General features: G+C 67.3%; 13 protein-coding genes and 1 tRNA gene. 4 read left to right on the forward strand and 10 right to left on the reverse strand.

The genetic code is table 11. The features are described from left to right. Positions 1–62: 62 nt before the first annotated feature. Together WG923_RS05330 and WG923_RS05335 are read right to left on the reverse strand one after the other, a co-directional pair. Positions 63–1,097: a microcin C ABC transporter permease YejB gene (locus WG923_RS05330; RefSeq protein WP_340349900.1), complete on the reverse strand. Its 1,035-nt coding sequence runs from the start codon at positions 1,095–1,097 to the stop codon at positions 63–65. A 6-nt stretch (positions 1,098–1,103) separates the two neighbouring features. Next, entirely contained in the window at positions 1,104–2,918 is a 1,815-nt protein-coding gene (locus tag WG923_RS05335) for an extracellular solute-binding protein (protein ID WP_340349901.1), read from the reverse strand. Positions 2,919–2,955: 37 nt separating this feature from the next. On the opposite strand from WG923_RS05335, the gene fabI reads away from it, so the two are divergent. Next, positions 2,956–3,744, forward strand: coding sequence for an enoyl-ACP reductase FabI (fabI, locus tag WG923_RS05340; protein WP_340349902.1), 789 nt, complete (start codon positions 2,956–2,958; stop codon positions 3,742–3,744). Positions 3,745–3,953: 209 nt separating this feature from the next. On the opposite strand, the gene WG923_RS05345 is transcribed toward fabI, so the two are convergent. Next, on the reverse strand, positions 3,954–6,224 hold the full coding sequence (locus tag WG923_RS05345; protein WP_340349903.1) for an arginine/lysine/ornithine decarboxylase: 2,271 nt from the start codon (positions 6,222–6,224) through the stop codon (positions 3,954–3,956). Between the two features lie 115 nt (positions 6,225–6,339). Between WG923_RS05345 and WG923_RS05350 the strand changes: the two genes are divergently transcribed. Both WG923_RS05350 and WG923_RS05355 read left to right on the forward strand, forming a co-directional pair. Beyond that, positions 6,340–6,765: an NfeD family protein gene (locus tag WG923_RS05350; protein ID WP_340349904.1), complete on the forward strand. Its 426-nt coding sequence runs from the start codon at positions 6,340–6,342 to the stop codon at positions 6,763–6,765. Between the two features lie 15 nt (positions 6,766–6,780). Continuing rightward, positions 6,781–7,755, forward strand: coding sequence for an SPFH domain-containing protein (locus tag WG923_RS05355; protein ID WP_340349905.1), 975 nt, complete (start codon positions 6,781–6,783; stop codon positions 7,753–7,755). Here the strand turns inward: WG923_RS05355 and WG923_RS05360 are convergent. After that, positions 7,725–8,108: a hypothetical protein gene (locus WG923_RS05360; RefSeq protein WP_340349906.1), complete on the reverse strand. Its 384-nt coding sequence runs from the start codon at positions 8,106–8,108 to the stop codon at positions 7,725–7,727. The two genes, WG923_RS05355 and WG923_RS05360, sit on opposite strands and share 31 nt — an antisense overlap. Before the next feature lie 27 nt (positions 8,109–8,135). Further along, positions 8,136–9,671, reverse strand: coding sequence for a MerR family transcriptional regulator (locus tag WG923_RS05365; protein WP_340349907.1), 1,536 nt, complete (start codon positions 9,669–9,671; stop codon positions 8,136–8,138). 355 nt (positions 9,672–10,026) lie between these two features. Between WG923_RS05365 and WG923_RS05370 the strand changes: the two genes are divergently transcribed. Further along, complete coding sequence (locus WG923_RS05370) at positions 10,027–10,401, forward strand: hypothetical protein (RefSeq protein ID WP_340349908.1); 375 nt, start codon at positions 10,027–10,029, stop codon at positions 10,399–10,401. A gap of 7 nt (positions 10,402–10,408) precedes the next feature. Here the strand turns inward: WG923_RS05370 and WG923_RS05375 are convergent, their stop codons facing one another. The 5 genes from WG923_RS05375 to WG923_RS05395 all read right to left on the reverse strand — a co-directional run bounded on the left by WG923_RS05375 (position 10,409) and on the right by WG923_RS05395 (position 21,106). Next, positions 10,409–10,669, reverse strand: coding sequence for a hypothetical protein (locus tag WG923_RS05375; RefSeq protein ID WP_340349909.1), 261 nt, complete (start codon positions 10,667–10,669; stop codon positions 10,409–10,411). 65 nt (positions 10,670–10,734) lie between these two features. Next, positions 10,735–10,825, reverse strand: a tRNA-Ser gene (locus tag WG923_RS05380). Between the two features lie 37 nt (positions 10,826–10,862). After that, positions 10,863–12,938: a hybrid sensor histidine kinase/response regulator gene (locus WG923_RS05385; RefSeq protein ID WP_340349910.1), complete on the reverse strand. Its 2,076-nt coding sequence runs from the start codon at positions 12,936–12,938 to the stop codon at positions 10,863–10,865. Positions 12,939–13,002: 64 nt separating this feature from the next. Further along, entirely contained in the window at positions 13,003–19,158 is a 6,156-nt protein-coding gene (locus WG923_RS05390) for a HAMP domain-containing protein (protein WP_445322899.1), read from the reverse strand. Positions 19,159–19,975: 817 nt separating this feature from the next. After that, positions 19,976–21,106, reverse strand: coding sequence for a branched-chain amino acid ABC transporter substrate-binding protein (locus WG923_RS05395; RefSeq protein WP_340349911.1), 1,131 nt, complete (start codon positions 21,104–21,106; stop codon positions 19,976–19,978).

The raw sequence follows: 21,106 nt of genomic DNA on the forward strand, positions 1-21,106 counted from the left end.
GGTTGGCGGAGCCGGCACCGGCCGTCTGGCCCGCCGCGGTGGGATCGGCCAGCAACGAGGGACTAGTCGAACTTGACACGCGGATCCACCCAGACGTACATGAGGTCGCTGACCAGCTTGGTCAGCAGGCCGATCACGGTGAAGAGGTACAGCGTGCCCAGGACGACGGGATAGTCGCGCCGGATCACGCTCTCGTAGCTCAGGAGCCCCAGGCCGTCGAGGGAGAACAGCGTCTCGATCAGCAGCGAGCCGGTGAAGAAGGCGCCGAGGAAGGCCGCCGGGAAGCCCGCGATGATCGGCATCAGCGCGTTGCGGAACACGTGCTTCCACAGCACCCGGCGCTCGTCCAGGCCCTTGGCCCGGGCCGTCAGCACGTACTGCTTGCGGATCTCCTCCAGGAAGGAATTCTTGGTGAGCATCGTGGTCACGGCGAAGCTGCCCACCACCATGGCCGTCACCGGCAGCGTGATGTGCCACAGGTAGTCGACGATCCGGGCGCCCCAGCTCAGTTCGTCCCAGTTGCCGGAGGTGAGGCCGCGCAGCGGAAACCATCCGAGCTGGCCGCCGAAGATCACCAGCAGCGCCACGCCCAGCACGAAGCCCGGGATGGCATACCCCACCAGCACGATCAGCGTGGTCACCAGGTCGAAGCGCGAGCCGGCCCGCACGGCCTTCGCCACCCCGAGCGGCACGGCGATGAGGTAGCTGATGAAGAAGGTCCACAGCCCCAGGCTCACCGACACGGGCAGCTTCTCCTTGATCAGGGTGGCGACTTCCTTGTTCTGGAAGAAGCTCTTGCCCAGGTCGAAGCGGGCGTACTGCCCCAGCATCTGGAAGAAGCGTTCGTGCGGCGGCTTGTCGAAGCCGTACAGGGCCTTGATCTGCTCGATGCGCTTGGGGTCCACGCCCTGGCCGCCCCGGTAGGCGAAGGTGCCGCCGCCCTCGCCGCCGCCGCCGGCGGTGTTCGCGCGGGCCTCGGCCAGGTACTGCTCCACCGGGCCGCCCGGAACGAACTGCGTGACGAGGAAGGTGACCAGCAGCACGCCCAGCAGCGTGGGCAGCATCAGCAGCAGGCGCTTGAGGATGTAGGCAGCCATGTCAGCTCACAGGGGTGCCTGCTGGGGCTTGGCCCACCAGGTGTCGATGGCCCAGCCCTCGCCCTGCGAATACGGCGGCATGGTCGCCGTCGGCTGCAGCCGCCAGGCGTTGTAGACGATGCGGTGGGTGGGCGCCGTCCATTGCGGGATCAGGATGTGCGAATGCATGATCACGCGCTCCAGCGCGCGGCAGGCCGGCAGCATTTCCGCCTTGGTGTTGGCACTGGTCATGCGGCGCAGCAGCTCGTCGACCGCGGGGCTCTTGATGCCCGTGAGGTTGCCGGAGTCCTCGATGTCGGCGGACTTGCTGCCGAACAGGTCCACGTAGTCCTGGCCGGGCGTCGCGGTGCCGGGGTAGGCGAGCGAAATGATCTCGAACTCCTTGCGCTGGAAGCGCTGCTGGTACAGGGCGAAATCGACCGTGCGGAAATTCAGGGTGATGCCCAGCTTCTCCAGGTTGCGAATCCAGGGCGTGACGGTGCGCGCGCCGCCCTCCGCACTATCGAGGTATTCCAGCACGAGCGGCTCGCCCTTGGGGTTGCGCAGCGCGCCGTCGCGCACTTCCCAGCCGGCCTGCTTGAGCAGCTCGCGGGCCTTGCGCAGGTTGTCGCGCAGGGTGTTCGGCGGGTCCGTGCGCGGCGCCTGGTAGGCCGGGCCGAACACCGCATCGGGAATCTTGCCGCGCCAGGGCTCCAGCAGCGCCAGTTCCTCGGGCGGCGGCGTGCCCGTGGACTTGCATTCCGTGTTGCCGAACAGGCCCTGCACCCGCTGGTACGAGTTGTAGAACAGCTGCCGGTTCATGTATTCGAAGTCCACGGCCAGGTCCAGCGCCTCGCGCACGCGCACGTCCTGCAGCTTGGGGTTGCGCAGGTTCAGCACGTAGCTCTGGAAGCCCGAGGGCAGCTGGTGGCGGAACTCCGCCTTCACCAGCTCGCCGGTCTTGAAGCGGCGGCCGTTGACGCGCCGGGCCCAGTCGCCGGCGGAAAAGAAGCGCATGAGGTCGAACTCGCCGGCCTTCAGGGCCTCCAGCCGCGCCGTGTTGTCCTTGTAGATCTTGACCGTGATGCGGTCGAAGTTCGACGTGCCGCGGCGCACGTTCAGGTCGCGGCCCCAGTAGTTCGGATCGCGCACGTAGGTGATGTCCTTGCCGAAGTTCACCGGCCCGATCCGGTACGGGCCGCTGCCGATGGGGACGTCCATCACCACCTCGTCGAACCTCTTCGGCTTGCCGCCGACCATGCCCCACTTGCGGCTGAAGATCGGCAGGCCGCCCACCGTGAGCGGCATCTCGCGGTTCTTGCGCTTGAAGCGGAAGCGCACCGTGCGCTCGTCGACCACGTCCAGGCCCGCGAGGTCGTCGAGCGTGGTCTTGTAGGCCGGCGAGGTGTAGGGGCCCAGCAGGGTGTCGAAGGTGTACTTGACGTCCGCCGCCAGCACCGGGTCCCCGTTGTGGAAGCGGGCCTCCTTGCGCAGGCGGAAGGTGGCGGCCAGGCCATCGGGCGTGACGTCCACGTCCTCGGCCAGCAGGCCGTAGCCGGAGCCGATCTCGTCGGCCGCGCCGGCCAGCAGGCTGTCGAACATCAGGGCGGGCAGGTAGGCCGGCGGCGAGCCCTTGATCGTGAACGGGTTGTACTTGTCGAAGGTCGAGTAGCGCAGGTTGCTCACCAGCCGCAATTCGCCCCCCTTGGGGGCCTGCGGATTGACGTAGGCAAAGGCCGGGAAGCCCGGGGGATACTTCAGGTCGCCCCACAGCGCATAGCCATGGGCGGACCAGGCGGCCGGGCTGAACGCCAGGGCCAGCAATATCGGCAAACCTCGCATGCGACAATTCTGCCGAGAATTTTCAAACGAGAGACCCATGGGCTTCCTCACTGGCAAGAAATTGTTGATCACCGGCCTGCTGTCGAACCGCTCGATCGCCTATGGCATCGCGCGGGCCTGCCGCGACCAGGGCGCGGAGCTGGCGTTCAGCTACGTAGGCGAGCGCTTCAAGGACCGCATCACGGAGTTCGCGGCCGAGTTCGATTCCACCCTCGTGTTCGAGTGCGACGTCGGCGACGACGCGCAGATCGACAAGCTGTTCAAGGACCTTTCGGCCACCTGGCCGAAGTTCGACGGCTTCGTCCACAGCATCGGCTTCGCCCCGCGCGAGTCGATCTCGGGCGATTTCCTCGAAGGCCTGTCGCGCGAAGCCTTCCGGATCGCGCAGGACATCAGCGCCTACAGCTTCCCGGCGCTGGCCAAGGCGGCCCTGCCCTACCTCAACGACAAGGCGGCGCTGCTGACGCTGACCTACCTCGGTTCGGTGAGCATCGTGCCGCACTACAACACCATGGGCCTGGCCAAGGCCTCGCTGGAAGCCTCGGTGCGCTACCTGGCGGGTTCGCTGGGGCCCAGGGGCATCCGCGTCAACGGCATCAGCGCCGGCCCGATCAAGACGCTGGCGGCCAGCGGCATCAAGGACTTCGGCAAGCTCCTCAGCATCGTTGCCAGCGCCGCGCCCCTGCGCCGCAACGTCACGATCGAGGACGTCGGCAACGTCGCCGCCTTCCTGCTGAGCGACCTGGCCGGCGGCGTGACCTCCGAGATCACCTACGTGGACGGCGGTTTCTCCCAGGTGGCGATCGGGGTCGAAGACCAGCGCTGAGCGCGGGGTTTGGGCAGGGTCGAAAACAAGACTGCCGAACGCAGAGGGCGCAAAGGATACGCAGAGGACGCAGAAGGACATCCATTTGAAGTGGATGTCTTCTGCGTCCTTTGCGTGTTCTCTGCGCCCTCTGCGTTCGGTATCTGGTTTCCTTGCTGCCAGTCTGTTGGCAATGCGCCGCACAGGTGCGCACCTTTGTTTGCGTACCGTCAAGAATCCTTCTTGACGCAATCCGCGTAATACCGCACCTTGCCCGTCGCATCCTCCTCCGCGACGAGGCCGTGGATGTCGGTCTCGAAGCCGGGGCACTCGGCGTTGAAGGCCCGCGCGAACTTCAGGTAGTCCACGATCTTGCGGTTGAAGACCTCGCCCGGGATCAGCAGCGGGATGCCGGGCGGGTACGGCGTCACCAGGCTGGTGGTGATGCGGCCTTCCAGTTCGTCGATCTCCACCCGCTCCGTCTTGCGGTGGGCGATGTGCGCGAAGGCGTCCGCCGGGCGCATCGCCGGCTGCAGGTCCGACAGGTAGATGTCGGTCGACAGGCGCGCGATGTCGTACTTGGCGTACATCTCGTGCACGTACTGGCACAGGTCCGCCAGCCCCATGCGCTCGTAGCGCGGGTACTGCTGGCAGAACTCCGGCAGGATGCGCCACATCGGCTGGTTCTTGGCGTAGTCGTCCTTGAACTGCTGCAGGGCGGACAGCAGCGTGTTCCAGCGGCCCTTGGTGATGCCGATGGTGAACAGGATGAAGAAGCTGTAGAGGCCCGTCTTCTCCACGATCACCCCGTGCTCCGCCAGGAACTTGGTGACGATCGAGGCCGGGATGCCGGTCTTGGCGAACTTGCCGTTCAGGTCCAGGCCGGGCGTGACGACCGTGGACTTGATCGGGTCCAGCATGTTGAAGCCTTCGGCCAGGTTGCCGAAGCCGTGCCACTTGGCCGAGCGCGCCTCGCCCTTGATGATCCAGTCGTCGGCGCGGCCGATGCCCGACTCCACCAGCTTGTCCGGGCCCCAGACCTTGAACCACCAGTCCTTGCCGTACTCCTGGTCCACCTTGCGCATGGCGCGGCGGAAGTCGAGGGCCTCGAGGATGGACTCCTCCACCAGCGCGGTGCCGCCGGGCGGCTCCATCATCGCCGCGGCCACGTCGCAGCTGGCGATGATCGCGTACTGCGGGCTGGTGGACGTGTGCATCAGGAACGCCTCGTTGAACAGGTGGCGGTCCAGCTTGTTCTCGTTGGCGTCCTGCACCAGCACGTGGCTGGCCTGGCTGATGCCGGCCAGCAGCTTGTGGATGGACTGGGTGGAGTACACCAGCGATTTCTGCGGCCGCTTGCGCTTCTTGCCCATGGCATGGAAGGTGCCGTAGAACGGGTGGAAGGCCGCGTGCGGCAGCCAGGCCTCGTCGAAGTGCAGCGCCTCCACGTAGCCATCGAGCATCGACTTGATGGTCTCGGTGTTGTACAGGACGCCGTCGTAGGTGGATTGCGTGAGCGTCAGGATGCGCGGCTTGACCGTCTCGGGGTCCACCCCCTTGAGCAGCGGATTGGCGCGGATCTTGGCCTGGATCGCCTCCGGCGTGAACTCGCTCTGCGGGATGGGGCCGATGATGCCGAAGTGGTTGCGCGTCGGCCGCAGGAACACGGGGATCGCCCCCGTCATGATGATCGAGTGCAGGATCGACTTGTGGCAGTTGCGGTCCACCACCACCACGTCGCCGGGCGCCACCTCGTGGTGCCACACCATCTTGTTGGAGGTGCTGGTGCCGTTGGTGACGAAGAAGCAGTGGTCGGCGTTGAAGATGCGGGCCGCGTTGCGCTCGGAAGCGGCCACCGGGCCGGTGTGATCGAGCAGCTGCCCCAGTTCGTCCACCGCGTTGCAGACGTCCGCGCGCAGCATGTTCTCGCCGAAGAACTGGTGGAACATCTGGCCCACCGGGCTCTTGAGGAAGGCGACGCCGCCCGAGTGCCCCGGGCAGTGCCAGGAATACGAGCCGTCCTCCGCGTAATCGAGCAGCGCCTTGAAGAACGGCGGCTGGATGCCCTCCAGGTACGCCCGCGCCTCGCGGATGATGTGGCGCGCCATGAACTCCGGCGTGTCCTCGTACATGTGGATGAAGCCGTGCAGCTCGCGCAGGATGTCGTTGGGCAGGTGCTGCGAGGTCTTGGTCTCGCCGTAGATGTACAGCGGCACGTCCGCGTTCTTGCGCCGCACCTGCTCGATGAAGTTGCGCAGGTTCACCACCGCCGGATCGAGGTCCGGCCCCGGCGTGAACTCCTCGTCGTCGATCGACAGGATGAAGGCGCTGGCGCGGCTTTGCTGCTGCGCGAACTGCGACAGGTCGCCATAGCTCGTGACGCCCAGCACCTCGAAGCCCTCGGCCACGATCGCCTCCGCCAGCGCGCGGATGCCGAGGCCGGAGGTGTTCTCCGAGCGGAAGTCTTCGTCGATGATGACGATGGGGAAGCGGAACTTCATGGGGAGGGGCGTCGCGGGGCGAAAAAGGCGAATGAGGCGCGAAGTGTATGAAATCCGCGCCACCCGTACTGTCCCACGGTCGGGGAATTGGCCACAATGCGCCCAAAGGGGGCTTATGGCCGACTCCACACTCTGGTGGCTGCTCGCCGGCGCGGCGGTGGCTGTCGAACTCCTGACGGGGACTTTCTACCTGCTGATGCTGGCCATCGGCCTGGCCGCCGGTGCGCTCGCGGCCCATGCCGGCACGGGCCAGGCGATCCAGCTGGTGGTGGCGGCCCTGGTGGGCGGCGGCGCAGTCGCCGCCTGGCACCTGAAACGGGGGCGCCGTCCCGCCGGAGCCCTCGCCAACGCCGACCCGGTCGGGAACCTGGACGTGGGCGAGGAAGTCCACGTGGAGCACTGGGGGCCGGACCACACGGCCACCGTGCGCTATCGCGGGACGAACTGGACGGTCGTGCCCCTGGGCGGCACCTCCCAGGGCCCCGGCACCTACCGCGTGCGCGAGGTGGCGGGCAGCCGCCTCGTCGTGGAAAAGACCTGAAGAAGGAAAAGAAGAATGACCGTCGCCCTCGTCCTGTTCGTCATCGCCGTCATCTTCGTGGTGCGCGCGATCAAGGTCGTCCCCCAGCAGAACGCCTGGGTGGTGGAGCGCCTGGGCAAGTACCACGCCACGCTCACGCCCGGCCTGAACTTCCTGGTGCCCTTCGTCGACCGGGTCGCGTACAGGCACGGCCTGAAGGAGATCCCGCTGGACGTGCCCAGCCAGATCTGCATCACCCGCGACAACACGCAGCTGCAGGTGGACGGGATCCTGTACTTCCAGGTGACCGATCCGATGCGCGCCAGCTACGGCTCGTCGAACTACATCGTCGCCATCACGCAGCTGGCCCAGACGACGCTGCGCAGCGTGATCGGCCGGCTGGAACTGGACAAGACCTTCGAGGAACGCGACCTGATCAACGCGCAGGTGGTGCAGGCCATCGACGAGGCGGCGCTGACCTGGGGCGTGAAGGTGCTGCGCTACGAGATCAAGGACCTGACGCCGCCCAAGGAGATCCTGCATGCGATGCAGGCGCAGATCACGGCGGAGCGCGAGAAGCGCGCCCTGATCGCGGCCTCCGAGGGCCGCCGGCAGGAGCAGATCAACATCGCCACCGGCGAGCGCGAGGCCTTCATCGCCCGCTCGGAAGGCGCCAAGCAGGCCGAGATCAACAAGGCGCAGGGCGAGGCGGCGGCCATCGTGGCGGTGGCGGAAGCGACGGCGGATGCGATCCGCCAGGTGGCCGCGGCGATCCGCGAACCGGGCGGCGAGCAGGCGGTGCAGCTGAAGGTGGCCGAACGGGCCGTCGACGCGTTCGGCCGGGTGGCGCAGGATTCGACCACCACGCTGGTCATTCCCGCCAACATGAGCGAGGTGTCGGGGCTCATCGCCTCGGCGATGAAGATGGTGGCCGGCACGCGCTCGTCGGGGCCGCTCGGGCCGGCCCCGGCGGCGCCCGCTCAGTCCTCGCCGGGGCGGCTGGACCGGTAGCTGCCGTCCAGGGGGCTCGGGCGCGAACGCAGCCCGCGCGGCAGCAGTTCCTTGAACAGGCCGCTGAGCGCATCCACCTTCTCGCGCGCCGCCAGCTCGCCGTCCACCTTGGCCAGTTGCCCCATCAATTCGCCGCGCGCGTACCAGAGGGACTCCACCGTCGCGGCGTACCGGATGCGGCGGGCCAGCGCCTCCGAGCGCTCGCCGTGGGTGAGCACGGCCAGCGCCAGCATCTTGCGGCGGATCAGGTCCAGCTTCTCGGCCTGCTCCGCTGGCGTGGGCGCCGGCGCGGTGCTCACCGTGAAGATGGCCGATATGGTGCTCCTCAGATCCTTTGTATTGAACCAGCTCATGGGGACGTCCTCACTCTTGTCTTTTCTTCAGCGGGAACCGCCGTGGGAATGGGTTGCGCTCGCGTGCAGGGCCAGCAGTTCGGCCACGGCCACGTCGGCCACGGCGGCTGGCGCCGCACCCGCGCCGGCCAGGTCGCCCAGCCGCGCGAAGGTGAAAAGAAGGGGTGCCTCGCCGTGCGTGCCCTCCAGGCGAGGCACCCCGTAAGTCAGTTGCTGGCGCTCGTCGCGCGTGAGCTTGCCCACCAGGTTGCGCGTGAGCAGGATCGCGCCCATGCGGCTGCAGCGCGAAAGATGCGTGGCGCGGTCGGCGGCGTCGCCGAGGACGCGCAGGTCCGACTGCCCGGGCAGGCCGAGGCTGCCCAGCCAGTCCTGGCCCTCGTCGATGCCGACGTTGATGCGCAGTTCCAGGTCCCAGCCCTTGCGCACGCGCCAGCGCTGGCTGACCTGCCGCATCGCCTCGCGGGCCCGGTGCGCCGCCGCGATGGCGTTCCACAGGTAGCTGCCTTGCGGCTGCGGCAGGAAATAGCACACCAGCGCTTCGCCCACCGGACGGCCGGGCCGGCCCTGGTACGCGCGGAAGATGGCGTCCAGCTCCACGCCCACCTCGTTCAGGAGTTCGAAGTACTCCTCGGCGCTCAGGCGCACCCACAGGTCCGCGGCGTCCTGCAGCACGGCGACGAGCACCGCCACCGGCGTGAGGCTCGGGGGTGCGGCCTTCGTGTGCGGCGCCGCGCCAGCAGGTTCGTCCGGCGCTTCGCCCACCGCGAACAGCACGCCCTCGTGGAAGTGCACGGCGTGGATGCGGCGGGCCGGCATCGTTCCCGCGGCGGGCAGCACCGACTGCGCCACCAGCGGCAGCGCCGCCGGCCGGGGGATCTGGCGGTAGAGGGCCTGCATGGAGGCGGAGGCGTCCGCATCCAGGCCGTCGAGGAGTTGCGCGGCCGGCAGTCCGCGCGAGCGCGCGGCCTCCAGGTGGAAGCGCAGCAGCGCGTCGCGCCCGCGCGCCTCGTCCAGGGCCAGCAGGTGCCGGAACACATTTCCCGCCGCCGGGCGGTGCGCCATCGGGGACAGCGCGGAGCTCGCGGCCGGCTCGTTCATCCACAGGACGCCGAAACCCTCGTTCACCAGGTACGCCGGCTGGCCGGCATCGGCGGGGGTGAGTGCCAGGCCCGCGGCGCCGAGGTTGCGCGCGGCCGCGGGCGCTGGCGCCGGCACGGTCGAGGTCGGCGCAGGCGCGGCGGGGGCTTCGATGCGGGTGCGCTCGGCCGCCCCGTCCGCGGGCGCTTCGGCCGTGGACGCGGCGGACGCCGGCGCGGCGGTCTCGGGCCGGCCGGTGAAGTGCTTGGCGATGCGCATGATGCTCCAGCCCTCGCGCTTGAGGCGCTGGATGGTCTCGATGCGCTCGATGGTTTCGTCCGGGAAGTAGCCGATGCGCGGCGCCGCTCCGTGCTCCGGCCCGGGCGGCAACACCCGCGGCCTGGCGATGAGGCCGCTGGCGATGTAGTTGTTGAGAGTGGCCCGCGAGATGCCGGTTCTCTCGATGATCTCCTTGCTGGTGAGCAAGACAACCCTTCCTGGACAGTTCAGACACAACTGTAGACACAGGTCAACAGTTAGTCAAACATGTTTTGGACAAAGGTTGCCAGACGGCAACGCGCGGCACGTGAAAAAGGCCGCACCCCGCCGCCGTTTACTTCGGAGAAACATCGGCGACGCCCACCTGATCCCCTCTGCGTAGACGACTGTCTCGATGGTTACAGATATGTCTAATCTAACTGTCTTATTGTCCAATTACGGTTTAGACAGTTAGACAGTTCGCTCCCTCGGCGGGTCAGCGCCCGCCGAGGGTCCGGCCTGACCGGCGGGGGAACGGGGCTCCCGCTCACGGCATCTGTCAGGCAACCCAAGGAGAGCCGAAATGGATGCACAGACCATGCTTCGCACCGCGATCCTGCTGCTGGCCGTCACCGCGCTCGGCGGGCTGCTGATGGCCGGCATGCGCTTCAGCGGCCGCCCCCACCCGCCCAGCTTCATCGCGATGGTGCACGGCCTCCTGGCGGCCTCGGGCCTGACGCTGATCCTGTACGCCGGGCTGACCAGCGGAATGCCCGGCGGCGGCTGGGGCGGCCTGGCCCTGCTGCTCGTCGCCGTGCTGGGCGGGCTTGTCCTGAACCTGCGCTACCACTGGGAGAAGCGCGAGCTGCCGATGGGCCTGATGCTCGGGCACGCAGGCCTGGCCGTGGTCGGCTTCGTCGTGCTGGCGCTCTCGGTCTGGAATCTCGGGGCAAAGTGAGGCGGGCTCAGAGCAGGCTGCCCTCCCCGGGGCGCTTCTCGTAGAACAGCACGCCGTGGGTGGCGATGCCCGGCCCGGGCACGACGGGCCGCGCGAGCACGCGCGCAAGGGTGGCGTACAGCTGCACCTTGGGGACGTGCTGGGCCAGCCGCTCCAGGAAGACGATGTTCTCGCCCGGGCGGAAGAACACGGCGAACTCCTCCTCCGTGGCCGCGAACAGCTCGCTCGCCGCGTTGTCTTCGCTGCCGACAATCTCGATGTTCTTCACGCAGCCGCCCCGGAGGTCATGGAGAAACAAAAAAACCCGCCGGGGGCGGGTTTTCCTTCTTTGTCTGGCGGAGAGGGCGGGATTCGAACCCGCGGAGGGCTGTTAACCCTCACACGCTTTCCAGGCGTGCGACTTAAACCGCTCATCCACCTCTCCAGCAGAGCCCGCGATTGTAGCAGGCACGCGCGGGCCCTCAGGCCGTCGCCGCCACCTTGCTGCGGGCCTCGTCGGGGTCGGCCAGCATCGTCAGCAGCAGGTTCACGTCCGCGGGCTTGACCATGTGGAAGTCGAAGCCGGCCTGGGCCGAGCGCGAGCGGCTTTCGGCCTCGCCGTAGCCGGTCAGCGCGATCAGCAGCGCATCCTGGGACTCGGGCTGGTTGCGCAGGCCATGCGCGACCTCGAAGCCGTTCATGCCCGGCAGGCCGATGTCCAGCAGCACGACATGCGGCTTGAACTCGCGCGCGATCTCCAGCGCGGTCTGGCCTTCGTGCGCCACCCGCACCTCGAAGCCTTCCATCTCCAGCAGCGTCATGAGCGTCTCGGCCGAGGCGGCCAGGTCGTCCACCACGAGGATCCGCGAGACCCCCGCGCGACTCTGCACCGGCTTGTGCGTGACCGAAGGCAGCGGCTGCGCGGGTTCGGTGGCGGGCTTCGCGGGCAGGGCCAGGTAGACCTGCGCGCCCTTCCCCAGCCCCTCGCTGGTGGCCCACACGCGGCCGCCGTGCAGCTCCACCAGGTGCTTGACCAGCGTGAGGCCGATGCCCAGGCCGCCCTGCGAGCGGTCCAGCGACTGGTCCGCCTGCGCGAACAGCTCGAACATGTGCGGCAGGAACTCCGGCGCGATGCCCGCGCCCTCGTCCTTCACCGCGATCTGCAGTTCGCCCTCGGAGTAGCTCGCCTCCAGCCGGATGCGGCTCCTGACCGGCGAGAACTTGCTGGCGTTGTTGACCAGGTTGGACAGCACCTGCGACAGGCGCACGCCGTCGCCCTCGATCTCGATCGCCTCCTTGGGCAGCATCACGTCCAGCACCTGTTCGCGCTGGCCCAGCCGCGGCGAGCTGGCCTCCACCGAACGCTCGATCAGCGTGGCCAGCTGCAGCCTTTCCGGCTTGACGGTCACCTTGCCCTGCACGATGCGCGAGACATCCAGCAGGTCTTCGATGAGCCGCGTCATGTGGTCCGCCTGCCGGCCGATCACGTCGCGCGCCCAGGCCAGCTTGGGCGGCAGCGCTTCCGCCGCGGCCAGGATGTGCACCGCGTTGCGGATCGGCGCCAGCGGGTTGCGCAGCTCGTGGGCGAGCATCGCCAGGAACTCGTTCTTGCGCCGGTCGGCCTCCTGCACCGCGGAGTACAGTCGCGCGTTCTCCATCGCGATGGAGGCACGGCTCGCGAACTCGCGGATCAGCGACACATGGCCGGAATCGAACTGGGCCGAGTCGCCCAGCAGCGCGATGGCGCCGCGGATCTCGTCGCCCGCCGTGAGCGGGCAGATCGCGGCCGCGCGGCCCTCCTTCTTCCACAGGCGGAACTGCTTGTCGCGGATCACCTGGTCGGCGGCGGCGCGCAGTTCGGGCGTGAACACCTCCGGATCGTCCGCCCGCGGCGCCGGATGCATTTCCAGCCGGCGCACGCCGCCGTCCTTGTCGGGGATGCCCAGGATCGCGCGGTCGCCCAGCATGGGCACGGCGAGGTTCAGGATCGCCGCGATCGTGTCGTCGATGTTCAGCGACCGCGAGAGCACCTGGCTCGCCTCGGCCAGGTAGTCGGCCCGGTGGATGGCCTCCTCCGCCGCCGTGCGGGCGGCTTCCGAGCGCGCCAGCTCCTCGCGTTGCGCCGCCTGCTTCTGCAGCTGGCGGTTCATGCGGAACAGCTCGACGAACACCCGCACCTTGGAGCGCAGCACTTCCGGCACCACGGGCGACGGGATGTAGTCGACCGCGCCCAGCGCGTAGCCGCGCCGGGCCTGCAGTTCATCCACGTAGGCCGTGATGAACACGATCGGGGTCTGGGCGGACTTCTTGTACTGCCGGATCAGGCTGGCCGTCTCCAGGCCGTCGATGTCGGGCATGTTCACGTCCAGCAGGATGACCGCGAACTCCATCTCGAGGATGTACTTCAGGGCCTCCTGCCCGGACCGGGCATTCACGATGTTCTGGTCGAGCTCCTCCAGGATCGTGCTGAACACGACGTGCTTCTCCGGCAGGTCGTCCACCACCAGGATGTTGACCTTGTCGGAGGCCTCCTGCGCACTCGCAGTGTTCGTCGTCACCGGTACTCCCAACGGTCCAATCAGTCGGGGACAGAGCACGCTTGGCCGTGGTCTGTCCCCAGGGTCACTGTTGCAGCCAGGCCCGCAGCACCGCCAGCAGGTCCGGCGTGTTGACCGGCTTGGCCAGGTAGTCCCAGGCGCCGGCCTCGATGCACTTCTCGCGGTCGCCCTTCATCGCCTTGGCGGTGACCGCGATCATAGGCAGATTGCGGCCCTGCGGGAGCTTGCGGATCTCCTTCATGGTCGCCATGCCGTCCATCTCCGGCATCATGATGTCCATCAGCACCACCTGGATGCCCGGGTCGTTGGCCACGCGGTTGATGGCCTCGCGGCCGTTGTCGGCCCAGACGATGTCCATGCCGTGCTCTTCCAGCACGGTGGCCAGGGCGAAGATGTTGCGCATGTCGTCGTCCACGATGAGCACGCGCTTGCCGGCCAGCGGCTTGGCGGACTCGTAGACGTTGTCGATCACGTTGCGCTTGACCTCCGGCAGCCGCGCCAGGCTCTTGTGCAGCGCGATCAGCGCCGCGTCGAACAGGCGCGCCTCGCCGCTCACCTCGTGCACGATCAGGCTCTCGTCGGAGTGCCACGCATGGTGCACACCGCTGTCGCCGCGGTACAGGACCAGCGGCAGGGGCCCGATGCTGTCCTGGGCCGAGAGGGCGCGGCGCAGGTCGCGCGGATCGCCGCCGCCGAAGCCGTCTTCCAGCACGATCGCGTCGAAGCGGCCCTCGTCGAGCGCCTGCAGCATCTGCTGCGTGCTGGCGACCACCGTCACGTCGATCTGCTCGCCCTCGATCTGGGCCAGCAGTTCGTTGCGCACCTCCTCGTCGTCGAGCGCCAGCAGCAGGTTCTTCTCGCTGCGCGCGACATACGTGTAGAGCTTCTCCAGCATGCCATCGAGCACCTCCTTGGAGCGGATCGGCTTTTCCAGGAAGGCGAGCGCGCCGGACTTGAAGGCCCGGTCCTTGCTGTCGTCGGTGGAGATCACGCAAACGGGCACGTGCCGCAGCGACAGGTCGTGCTTGATGCGATCGAGCACGCGCCAGCCGGCCATGTCGGGCAGGTGCATGTCGAGCGTCACCGCGGAGGGCTTGTGGTGGTTCGCCAGCGTCAGCGCGCCGGCGCCGACCGTGGTCACCAGGCCCTTGAAGCCCTTGGCGCGGGCGGCATCCAGCAGGAAGCGCGCGAAGGCCAGGTCGTTCTCCACGATCAGCAGCACCTGGTCGCCCTGGTGGATGCTGTCGCGGTCGTCGTTGGCCACGTTGTCGGCGGCGAATACCTCCTCGGGCTCGACGGGCACTTCCACCACGTCCGGCTGCAGTTCCTCGGCCAGCGGCGCCGGCTGCGAGTTCTGCGGCTGGCTGCTCGGCAGGCGCTTGGGCACCGGGGTGATCGTCGTGTCGCCGCGGAAGTCGCTCGACACCCGCCGCGCCGTGCGCGTGGCCATGTAGACCAGCGGCAGGTACAGCGTGAAGGTCGAGCCCTGCCCCGGCGCGGAGACGAGGCGGATCTCGCCGCCCAGCAGCTTCGACAGCTCGCGGCTGATGGCCAGTCCCAGGCCCGTGCCGCCGTACTTGCGGCTCGTCGAGCCGTCGGCCTGCTGGAAGGCCTCGAAGATGATCTGCTGCTTGTCCGGCGAGATGCCGATGCCGGTGTCGGAGACCGAGAAGGCCAGCACCTGCTGCGCGCGGTTCAGGTCCTCGTTGTCGGAGCTCCAGCCCGCGAACACTTCGTCCACCGTCAGCGTGACATGGCCCTGGTGGGTGAACTTGAAGGCGTTCGACAGCAGGTTCTTCAGGATCTGCTGCAGGCGCTTGGCGTCCGTGACCATGGAGCCCGGCAGGTTCAGGCCGGTGCGGACGGTGAAGTCCACGTTCTTCGCCTCGGCCACGTGGCGGAAGGTGCGCTCCACGTAAAGCTGAAGGTCGGACAGGCGCAGCTCGTTGACGTCCACCACCACCGTGCCGGACTCGATCTTGGACAGGTCCAGGATGTCGTTGATCAGCATCAGCAGGTCATTGCCGGACGAGTGGATCGTCTTGGCGAACTCCACCTGCTTGGGCGTGAGGTTGCCTTCCGGGTTCTTGCACAGCTGGTCGGACAGGATCAGCAGCGAGTTCAGCGGCGTGCGCAGCTCGTGCGACATGTTGGCCAGGAACTCGGACTTGTACTTGGAGGTCAGCGCGAGCTGCTTGGCCTTTTCCTCCAGGGCCTGGCGCGCCTGCTCCACTTCCGCGTTCTTGCGCTCCACCTCCTGGTTCTGGTGGGCGAGCAGCCGGGCCTTCTCCTGCAGTTCCTCGTTGGTCTGCTGCAGTTCTTCCTGGCGCGACTGGAGTTCCTGCGCCAGCGACTGGGACTGCGCCAGCAGGTCTTCGGTCCGCATGTTGGCCTCGATCGTGTTGATCACGATGCCGATCGATTCCGTCAGCTGGTCGAGGAAGGCCTGGTGGGTCGGGTTGAAGCGCTCGACCGACGCGAGTTCGATCACGCCCCGCACCTGGCCCTCGAAGATGATCGGCAGCACCAGCACGTTCAGCGGCGTGGTCTCCGTCAGGCCCGAAGCGATCTTCAGTGCCTCGGGGAAGCTGGAGGTCAGCAGGATCTTCTTCTTGTCGAAGGCGCACTGGCCGACCAGGCCCTGCCCCAGGTCGACTTCCTTGCCGTAGGCGCCGTGGCCGTCGGAGGCATAGGAGGCCATCAGGCGCAGCTTGGGCTGCTCCTGCGAGTAGCGCAGCACGTAGAACTCGGCCTGCTGCGCGCCCACCACGGGCGCCAGCTCGGACAGGATCAGGTGGCCCACGGCCACGAGGTCGCGCTGGCCCTGCAGCATGCGCGAGAACTTGGCCAGGTTGGTCTTCAGCCAGTCCTGCTCCGTGTTCACCTGCGTGGTATCGCGCAGGTTGCGGATCATCTCGTTGATCGTGTCCTTCAGCGCGGCCACTTCGCCCTGCGCTTCCACGGTGATGGAGCGCGTCAGGTCACCCTGCGTCACGGCGGTGGCCACTTCGGCGATCGCTCGCACCTGCGTGGTGAGGTTGGCGGCCAGCTGGTTCACGTTCTCCGTCAGGCCCTTCCAGGTGCCCGCGGCGCCCGGCACCTTGGCCTGGCCGCCCAGCTTGCCTTCCACGCCCACTTCGCGCGCCACGGTGGTCACCTGGTCGGCGAAGGTCGCGAGCGTGTCGGTCATCGAGTTGATCGTATCGGCCAGCGAGGCGATCTCGCCCTTGGCTTCCACGGTCAGCTTCTGTTCGAGGTCGCCGTTGGCCACGGCGGTCACCACCTTGGCGATGCCGCGCACCTGCGAGGTCAGGTTGCCGGCCATGAAGTTCACGTTGTCGGTGAGGTCCTTCCAGGTGCCTGCCACGCCCTGCACGTAGGCCTGGCCACCCAGCTTGCCTTCGGTGCCCACTTCGCGCGCCACCCGGGTCACTTCCGAGGCGAAGGAAGAGAGCTGGTCCACCATCGTGTTGATGGTGTTCTTCAGCTCCAGGATCTCGCCCTTCACGTCCACGGTGATCTTCTTGGAGAGGTCGCCGGCGGCCACGGCCTTGGTCACGTCGGCGATGTTCCGCACTTGGGACGTGAGGTTGCCCGCCATGAAGTTCACGTTGTCGGTGAGGTCCTTCCAGGTGCCGGCCACGCCCTGCACGTAGGCCTGGCCGCCCAGCTTGCCTTCGGTGCCCACTTCCCGCGCCACGCGCGTCACTTCCGAGGCGAAGGACCGCAGCTGGTCCACCATCGTGTTGATGGTGTTCTTCAGCTCCAGGATCTCGCCCTTCACGTCCACCGTGATCTTCTTGGACAGGTCGCCGGCCGCCACGGCGGTCGTCACCTCGGCGATGTTCCGCACCTGCGCCGTCAGGTTGCCGGCCATGGAGTTCACGGAATCGGTCAGGTCCTTCCAGGTACCCGCCACGCCCTGCACGTCGGCCTGGCCCCCCAGCTTGCCCTCGGTACCCACTTCGCGCGCCACCCGCGTCACTTCGGAAGCGAACGAACGCAGCTGGTCCACCATCGTGTTGATGGTGTTCTTCAGCTCCAGGATCTCGCCCTTCACGTCCACGGTGATCTTCTTGGACAGGTCACCGGCGGCCACCGCCTTCGTCACGTCGGCGATGTTGCGCACCTGAGAGGTCAGGTTGCCGGCCATGAAGTTCACGTTGTCGGTGAGGTCCTTCCACGTGCCGGCCACGCCCTGCACGTCCGCCTGGCCGCCCAGCTTGCCTTCGGTACCCACTTCGCGGGCCACCCGCGTCACTTCCGAGGCGAAGGAGCGCAGCTGGTCCACCATCGTGTTGATGGTGTTCTTCAGCTCCAGGATCTCGCCCTTCACGTCCACCGTGATCTTCTTGGACAGGTCACCGGCGGCCACGGCCTTCGTCACGTCCGCGATGTTGCGCACCTGGGCGGTCAGGTTGCCTGCCATCGAGTTCACCGAGTCGGTCAGGTCCTTCCAGGTGCCGGCCACACCCTGCACGTCGGCCTGGCCGCCCAGCTTGCCTTCGGTGCCCACTTCGCGGGCCACCCGGGTCACCTCCGAAGCGAACGAGGAGAGCTGGTCCACCATCGTGTTGATGGTGTTCTTCAGTTCCAGGATCTCGCCCTTCACGTCCACCGTGATCTTCTTGGACAGGTCACCGGCGGCCACGGCCTTCGTCACGTCGGCGATGTTGCGCACCTGGGACGTCAGGTTGCCGGCCATGAAGTTCACCGACTCGGTCAGGTCCTTCCACGTACCCGCGACGCCTTGCACGTCGGCCTGGCCGCCCAGCTTGCCTTCGGTGCCCACTTCGCGCGCCACCCGCGTCACTTCCGAAGCGAACGAGGAGAGCTGGTCCACCATCGTGTTGATGGTGTTCTTCAGCTCCAGGATCTCGCCCTTCACGTCCACGGTGATCTTCTTGGAGAGGTCCCCAGCCGCCACGGCGGTCGTCACCTCCGCGATGTTCCGCACCTGCGCCGTCAGGTTGCCGGCCATGGAGTTCACCGAGTCGGTCAGGTCCTTCCAGGTGCCGGCCACGCCTTGCACGTCGGCCTGGCCGCCCAGCTTGCCTTCGGTACCCACTTCGCGCGCCACCCGCGTCACTTCCGAGGCGAACGATCGCAGCTGGTCCACCATCGTGTTGATGGTGTTCTTCAGCTCCAGGATCTCGCCCTTCACGTCCACCGTGATCTTCTTCGAGAGGTCACCGGCGGCCACCGCCTTGGTGACGTCCGCGATGTTCCGCACCTGAGCGGTCAGGTTGCCGGCCATCGAGTTCACGGAGTCGGTCAGGTCCTTCCAGGTGCCCGCCACGCCCTGCACGTCGGCCTGGCCGCCCAGCTTGCCTTCGGTACCCACTTCGCGCGCCACGCGCGTCACTTCCGAGGCGAAGGACCGCAGCTGGTCCACCATGGTGTTGATGGTGTTCTTCAGCTCCAGGATCTCGCCCTTCACGTCCACGGTGATCTTCTTGGACAGGTCACCGGCGGCCACCGCCTTGGTCACGTCCGCGATGTTGCGCACCTGCGAGGTCAGGTTGCCGGCCATGAAGTTCACGGACTCGGTCAGGTCCTTCCAGGTACCCGCCACGCCCTGCACGTCGGCCTGGCCGCCCAGCTTGCCTTCGGTACCCACTTCGCGCGCCACCCGCGTCACTTCCGAGGCGAAGGACCGCAGCTGGTCCACCATCGTGTTGATGGTGTTCTTCAACTCCAGGATCTCGCCCTTCACGTCCACGGTGATCTTCTTGGACAGGTCACCGGCGGCCACCGCCTTGGTCACCTCCGCGATGTTGCGCACCTGCGCCGTGAGGTTGCCGGCCATGGAGTTCACCGAGTCGGTGAGGTCTTTCCACGTACCCGCCACGCCCTGCACTTCGGCCTGGCCGCCCAGCTTGCCTTCCGTGCCCACTTCGCGCGCCACGCGCGTCACTTCGGCGGAGAAGGTCCCCAGCTGCTGCACCATCTTGTTGATGGTCATGGCGGTGCGCAGGAATTCGCCTTCCAGCGCGCGGCCGTCGGCCTCCAGCGCCATCGACTTCGACAGGTCGCCCTGCGCCACCGCGCCGATCACGCGCGCCACTTCGGACGTCGGGTGCACCAGGTCGGAGATCAGCGAGTTGATCGATTCGGCGGAGTCGCGCCAGAAGCCGCCGGCCGCCGGCATGGCCGCGCGCTCCTTCAGCTTGCCTTCCTTGCCGACCACGCGCGACAGGCGCGCGAGTTCCTGCGACATGCGCACGTTCTCGGAGACGACATCGTTGAAGGAGTCGGCCACCTTGCCGAACAGGCCGGTCCAGTCGTGCGGCAGTTCGGCCTGCACGTTGCCCTTCTTCAGTTCCGTCAGGGATCCCAGGAGCGTGCGCGTGCGGTCGGCGGAGAGCTCCACTTCGTCCAGCAGCTGGTTGACGCTGGCGACGTTCTCCTGCCAGAAGCCGGTGAGCTTGTCGTCGTTCACGCGGCGGCCCGCGCGCGAGCCGCTGTGCGGACCGTTCGCGACCGCGCGCAACTTGTGATGGGTGCGGGAGGTCTGTGACGAAAGCTCGTTGAACTCCGCCGCGATCTTGCCGAACAGGCCGTCCCACTCGGTGGGCAGGGACACCCCCTGCTCCCCGCGCCGGAACGCAGACAGCGCCTTCAAGACCAGCCTCAAGTCTCCGTCTCGATGCTCAGCGGTGGGCGGCTTCGCCAGAACTTCCATGTGATCCCCCAAAGGTAAGCAACTGTTGGCACGCCAACAGAGCTTGGGAGGGTAGCGCCTCCGCCAAAAGCCTTCAACGCGACAGGAAGGCCCACCCCCCGGCAAACCCAATGCTGGCGCGGCCTGTAGGAGCGCACCGACAAGAAAAGAACCCCGGCGCCTACAGGACTGAAGCGCCGGCGCGACGGCGTGCCATCAGCACGGTTCGACGGCCCACGGTCCGGCGCGGCCAGCCGAGGCGAAACAACACGTTACGCTGCATCAGCAGAACCCGCGCTTGCACTCCCGCGCGCCGGCATGCGCATGAAAAAAGGCCGCCCGGAGGCGGCCTTTCGCGCGAAGTGCGCAGTGCTTACTGCACCGCCGCCTTCTTGCCGTCCTTGTACGTGTACAGGGTGCTGGCCGCGTTCTTCAGCTCGCCGTTCTTCTCGAACACGATGTTGGCGGTGACGCCCTTGTAGTTCGTCTTCTGCAGGAACGGGATGTACTTCTTCGGGTCCGTGGAGTTGGCGCGCTTCATCGCGTCGACCAGCACGAACGTCGCGTCGTACGTGTACGGGCTGTAGATCTGGAACTGGCCCGGATACTTCTTGTCGTAGCGGTCCTTCCAGGCCTTGCCGCCGGGCATCTTGTCCAGCGAGGCGCCGCCTTCGGCGCAGACCACGTTGTCCAGCGTCTTGGCGCCGGCAGCCAGCTTGGCGATCTCGGCGGTGCAGATGCCGTCGCCGCCGAAGAAGCGCGCCTTGGTCAGGCCCAGCTGCTCCATCTGGCGCAGCATCGGGCCGGCCTGGACGTCCATGCCGCCGTAGAAGATCGCGTCGGGGTTCTTGGACTTGATGGAGGTCAGGATGGCCATGAAGTCCGTGGCCTTGTCGTTGGTGAACTGCTGTTCCACCACCTTCATGCCCTTGGATTCGGCGGTCTTCTTGAACACCTCGGCGACGCCCTGGCCGTAGGCCGTGCGGTCGTCGATGATGGCGACGGTCTTGAGCTTGAGCTTGTCGGCCGCATACAGCGCCAGCGCCGCGCCCAGCGCGTTGTCGTTGGCGATGATGCGGTACGTGGTGTTGTAGCCGGGCTTGGTCAGGTTGGGGTTGGTGGCCGCGCCGGTGACGTGCGGGATGCCGCAGTCGTTGTAGACCTTCGAGGCGGGGATGGTGGTGCCCGAGTTCAGGTGGCCGACCACGCCGGCGACCTTGGCGTCGCACAGCTTCTGGGCCGCGGCGGTACCCTGCTTCGGATCGGCGGCGTCGTCTTCGGCCTGGATCTCGAACTTGACCTTCTTGCCGCCGATCGTGACGCCCTGCGTGTTCAGATCCTCGATGGCCATGCGGACGCCGTTCTCGTTGTCCTTGCCATAGTGGGCCTGCGGGCCCGACATGGGCGCCACGTGACCGATCTTGACGACCTGATCCTGCGCGGACGCGATGCCGGATGCGGCAGCCAGCGCCACGACGACCGTCAATCTCAGTTTGAATTGCAT

Origin of the sequence: Ramlibacter sp. AN1133, from assembly GCF_037890035.1 — a bacterium.
GTDB lineage: Bacteria > Pseudomonadota > Gammaproteobacteria > Burkholderiales > Burkholderiaceae_C > Ramlibacter.

Excerpts from the sequence above, each read along its gene's own strand:
- WG923_RS05330 (WP_340349900.1), bottom strand. The coding sequence starts at position 1,097 with ATGGCTGCCTACATCCTCAAGCGCCTGCTGCTGATGCTGCCCACGCTG.
- WG923_RS05335 (WP_340349901.1), bottom strand. The coding sequence starts at position 2,918 with ATGCGAGGTTTGCCGATATTGCTGGCCCTGGCGTTCAGCCCGGCCGCC.
- fabI (WP_340349902.1), top strand. The coding sequence starts at position 2,956 with ATGGGCTTCCTCACTGGCAAGAAATTGTTGATCACCGGCCTGCTGTCG.
- WG923_RS05345 (WP_340349903.1), bottom strand. The coding sequence starts at position 6,224 with ATGAAGTTCCGCTTCCCCATCGTCATCATCGACGAAGACTTCCGCTCG.
- WG923_RS05350 (WP_340349904.1), top strand. The coding sequence starts at position 6,340 with ATGGCCGACTCCACACTCTGGTGGCTGCTCGCCGGCGCGGCGGTGGCT.
- WG923_RS05355 (WP_340349905.1), top strand. The coding sequence starts at position 6,781 with ATGACCGTCGCCCTCGTCCTGTTCGTCATCGCCGTCATCTTCGTGGTG.
- WG923_RS05360 (WP_340349906.1), bottom strand. The coding sequence starts at position 8,108 with ATGAGCTGGTTCAATACAAAGGATCTGAGGAGCACCATATCGGCCATC.
- WG923_RS05370 (WP_340349908.1), top strand. The coding sequence starts at position 10,027 with ATGGATGCACAGACCATGCTTCGCACCGCGATCCTGCTGCTGGCCGTC.
- WG923_RS05390 (WP_445322899.1), bottom strand. The coding sequence starts at position 19,158 with ATGTCGCAGGAACTCGCGCGCCTGTCGCGCGTGGTCGGCAAGGAAGGC.
- WG923_RS05395 (WP_340349911.1), bottom strand. The coding sequence starts at position 21,106 with ATGCAATTCAAACTGAGATTGACGGTCGTCGTGGCGCTGGCTGCCGCA.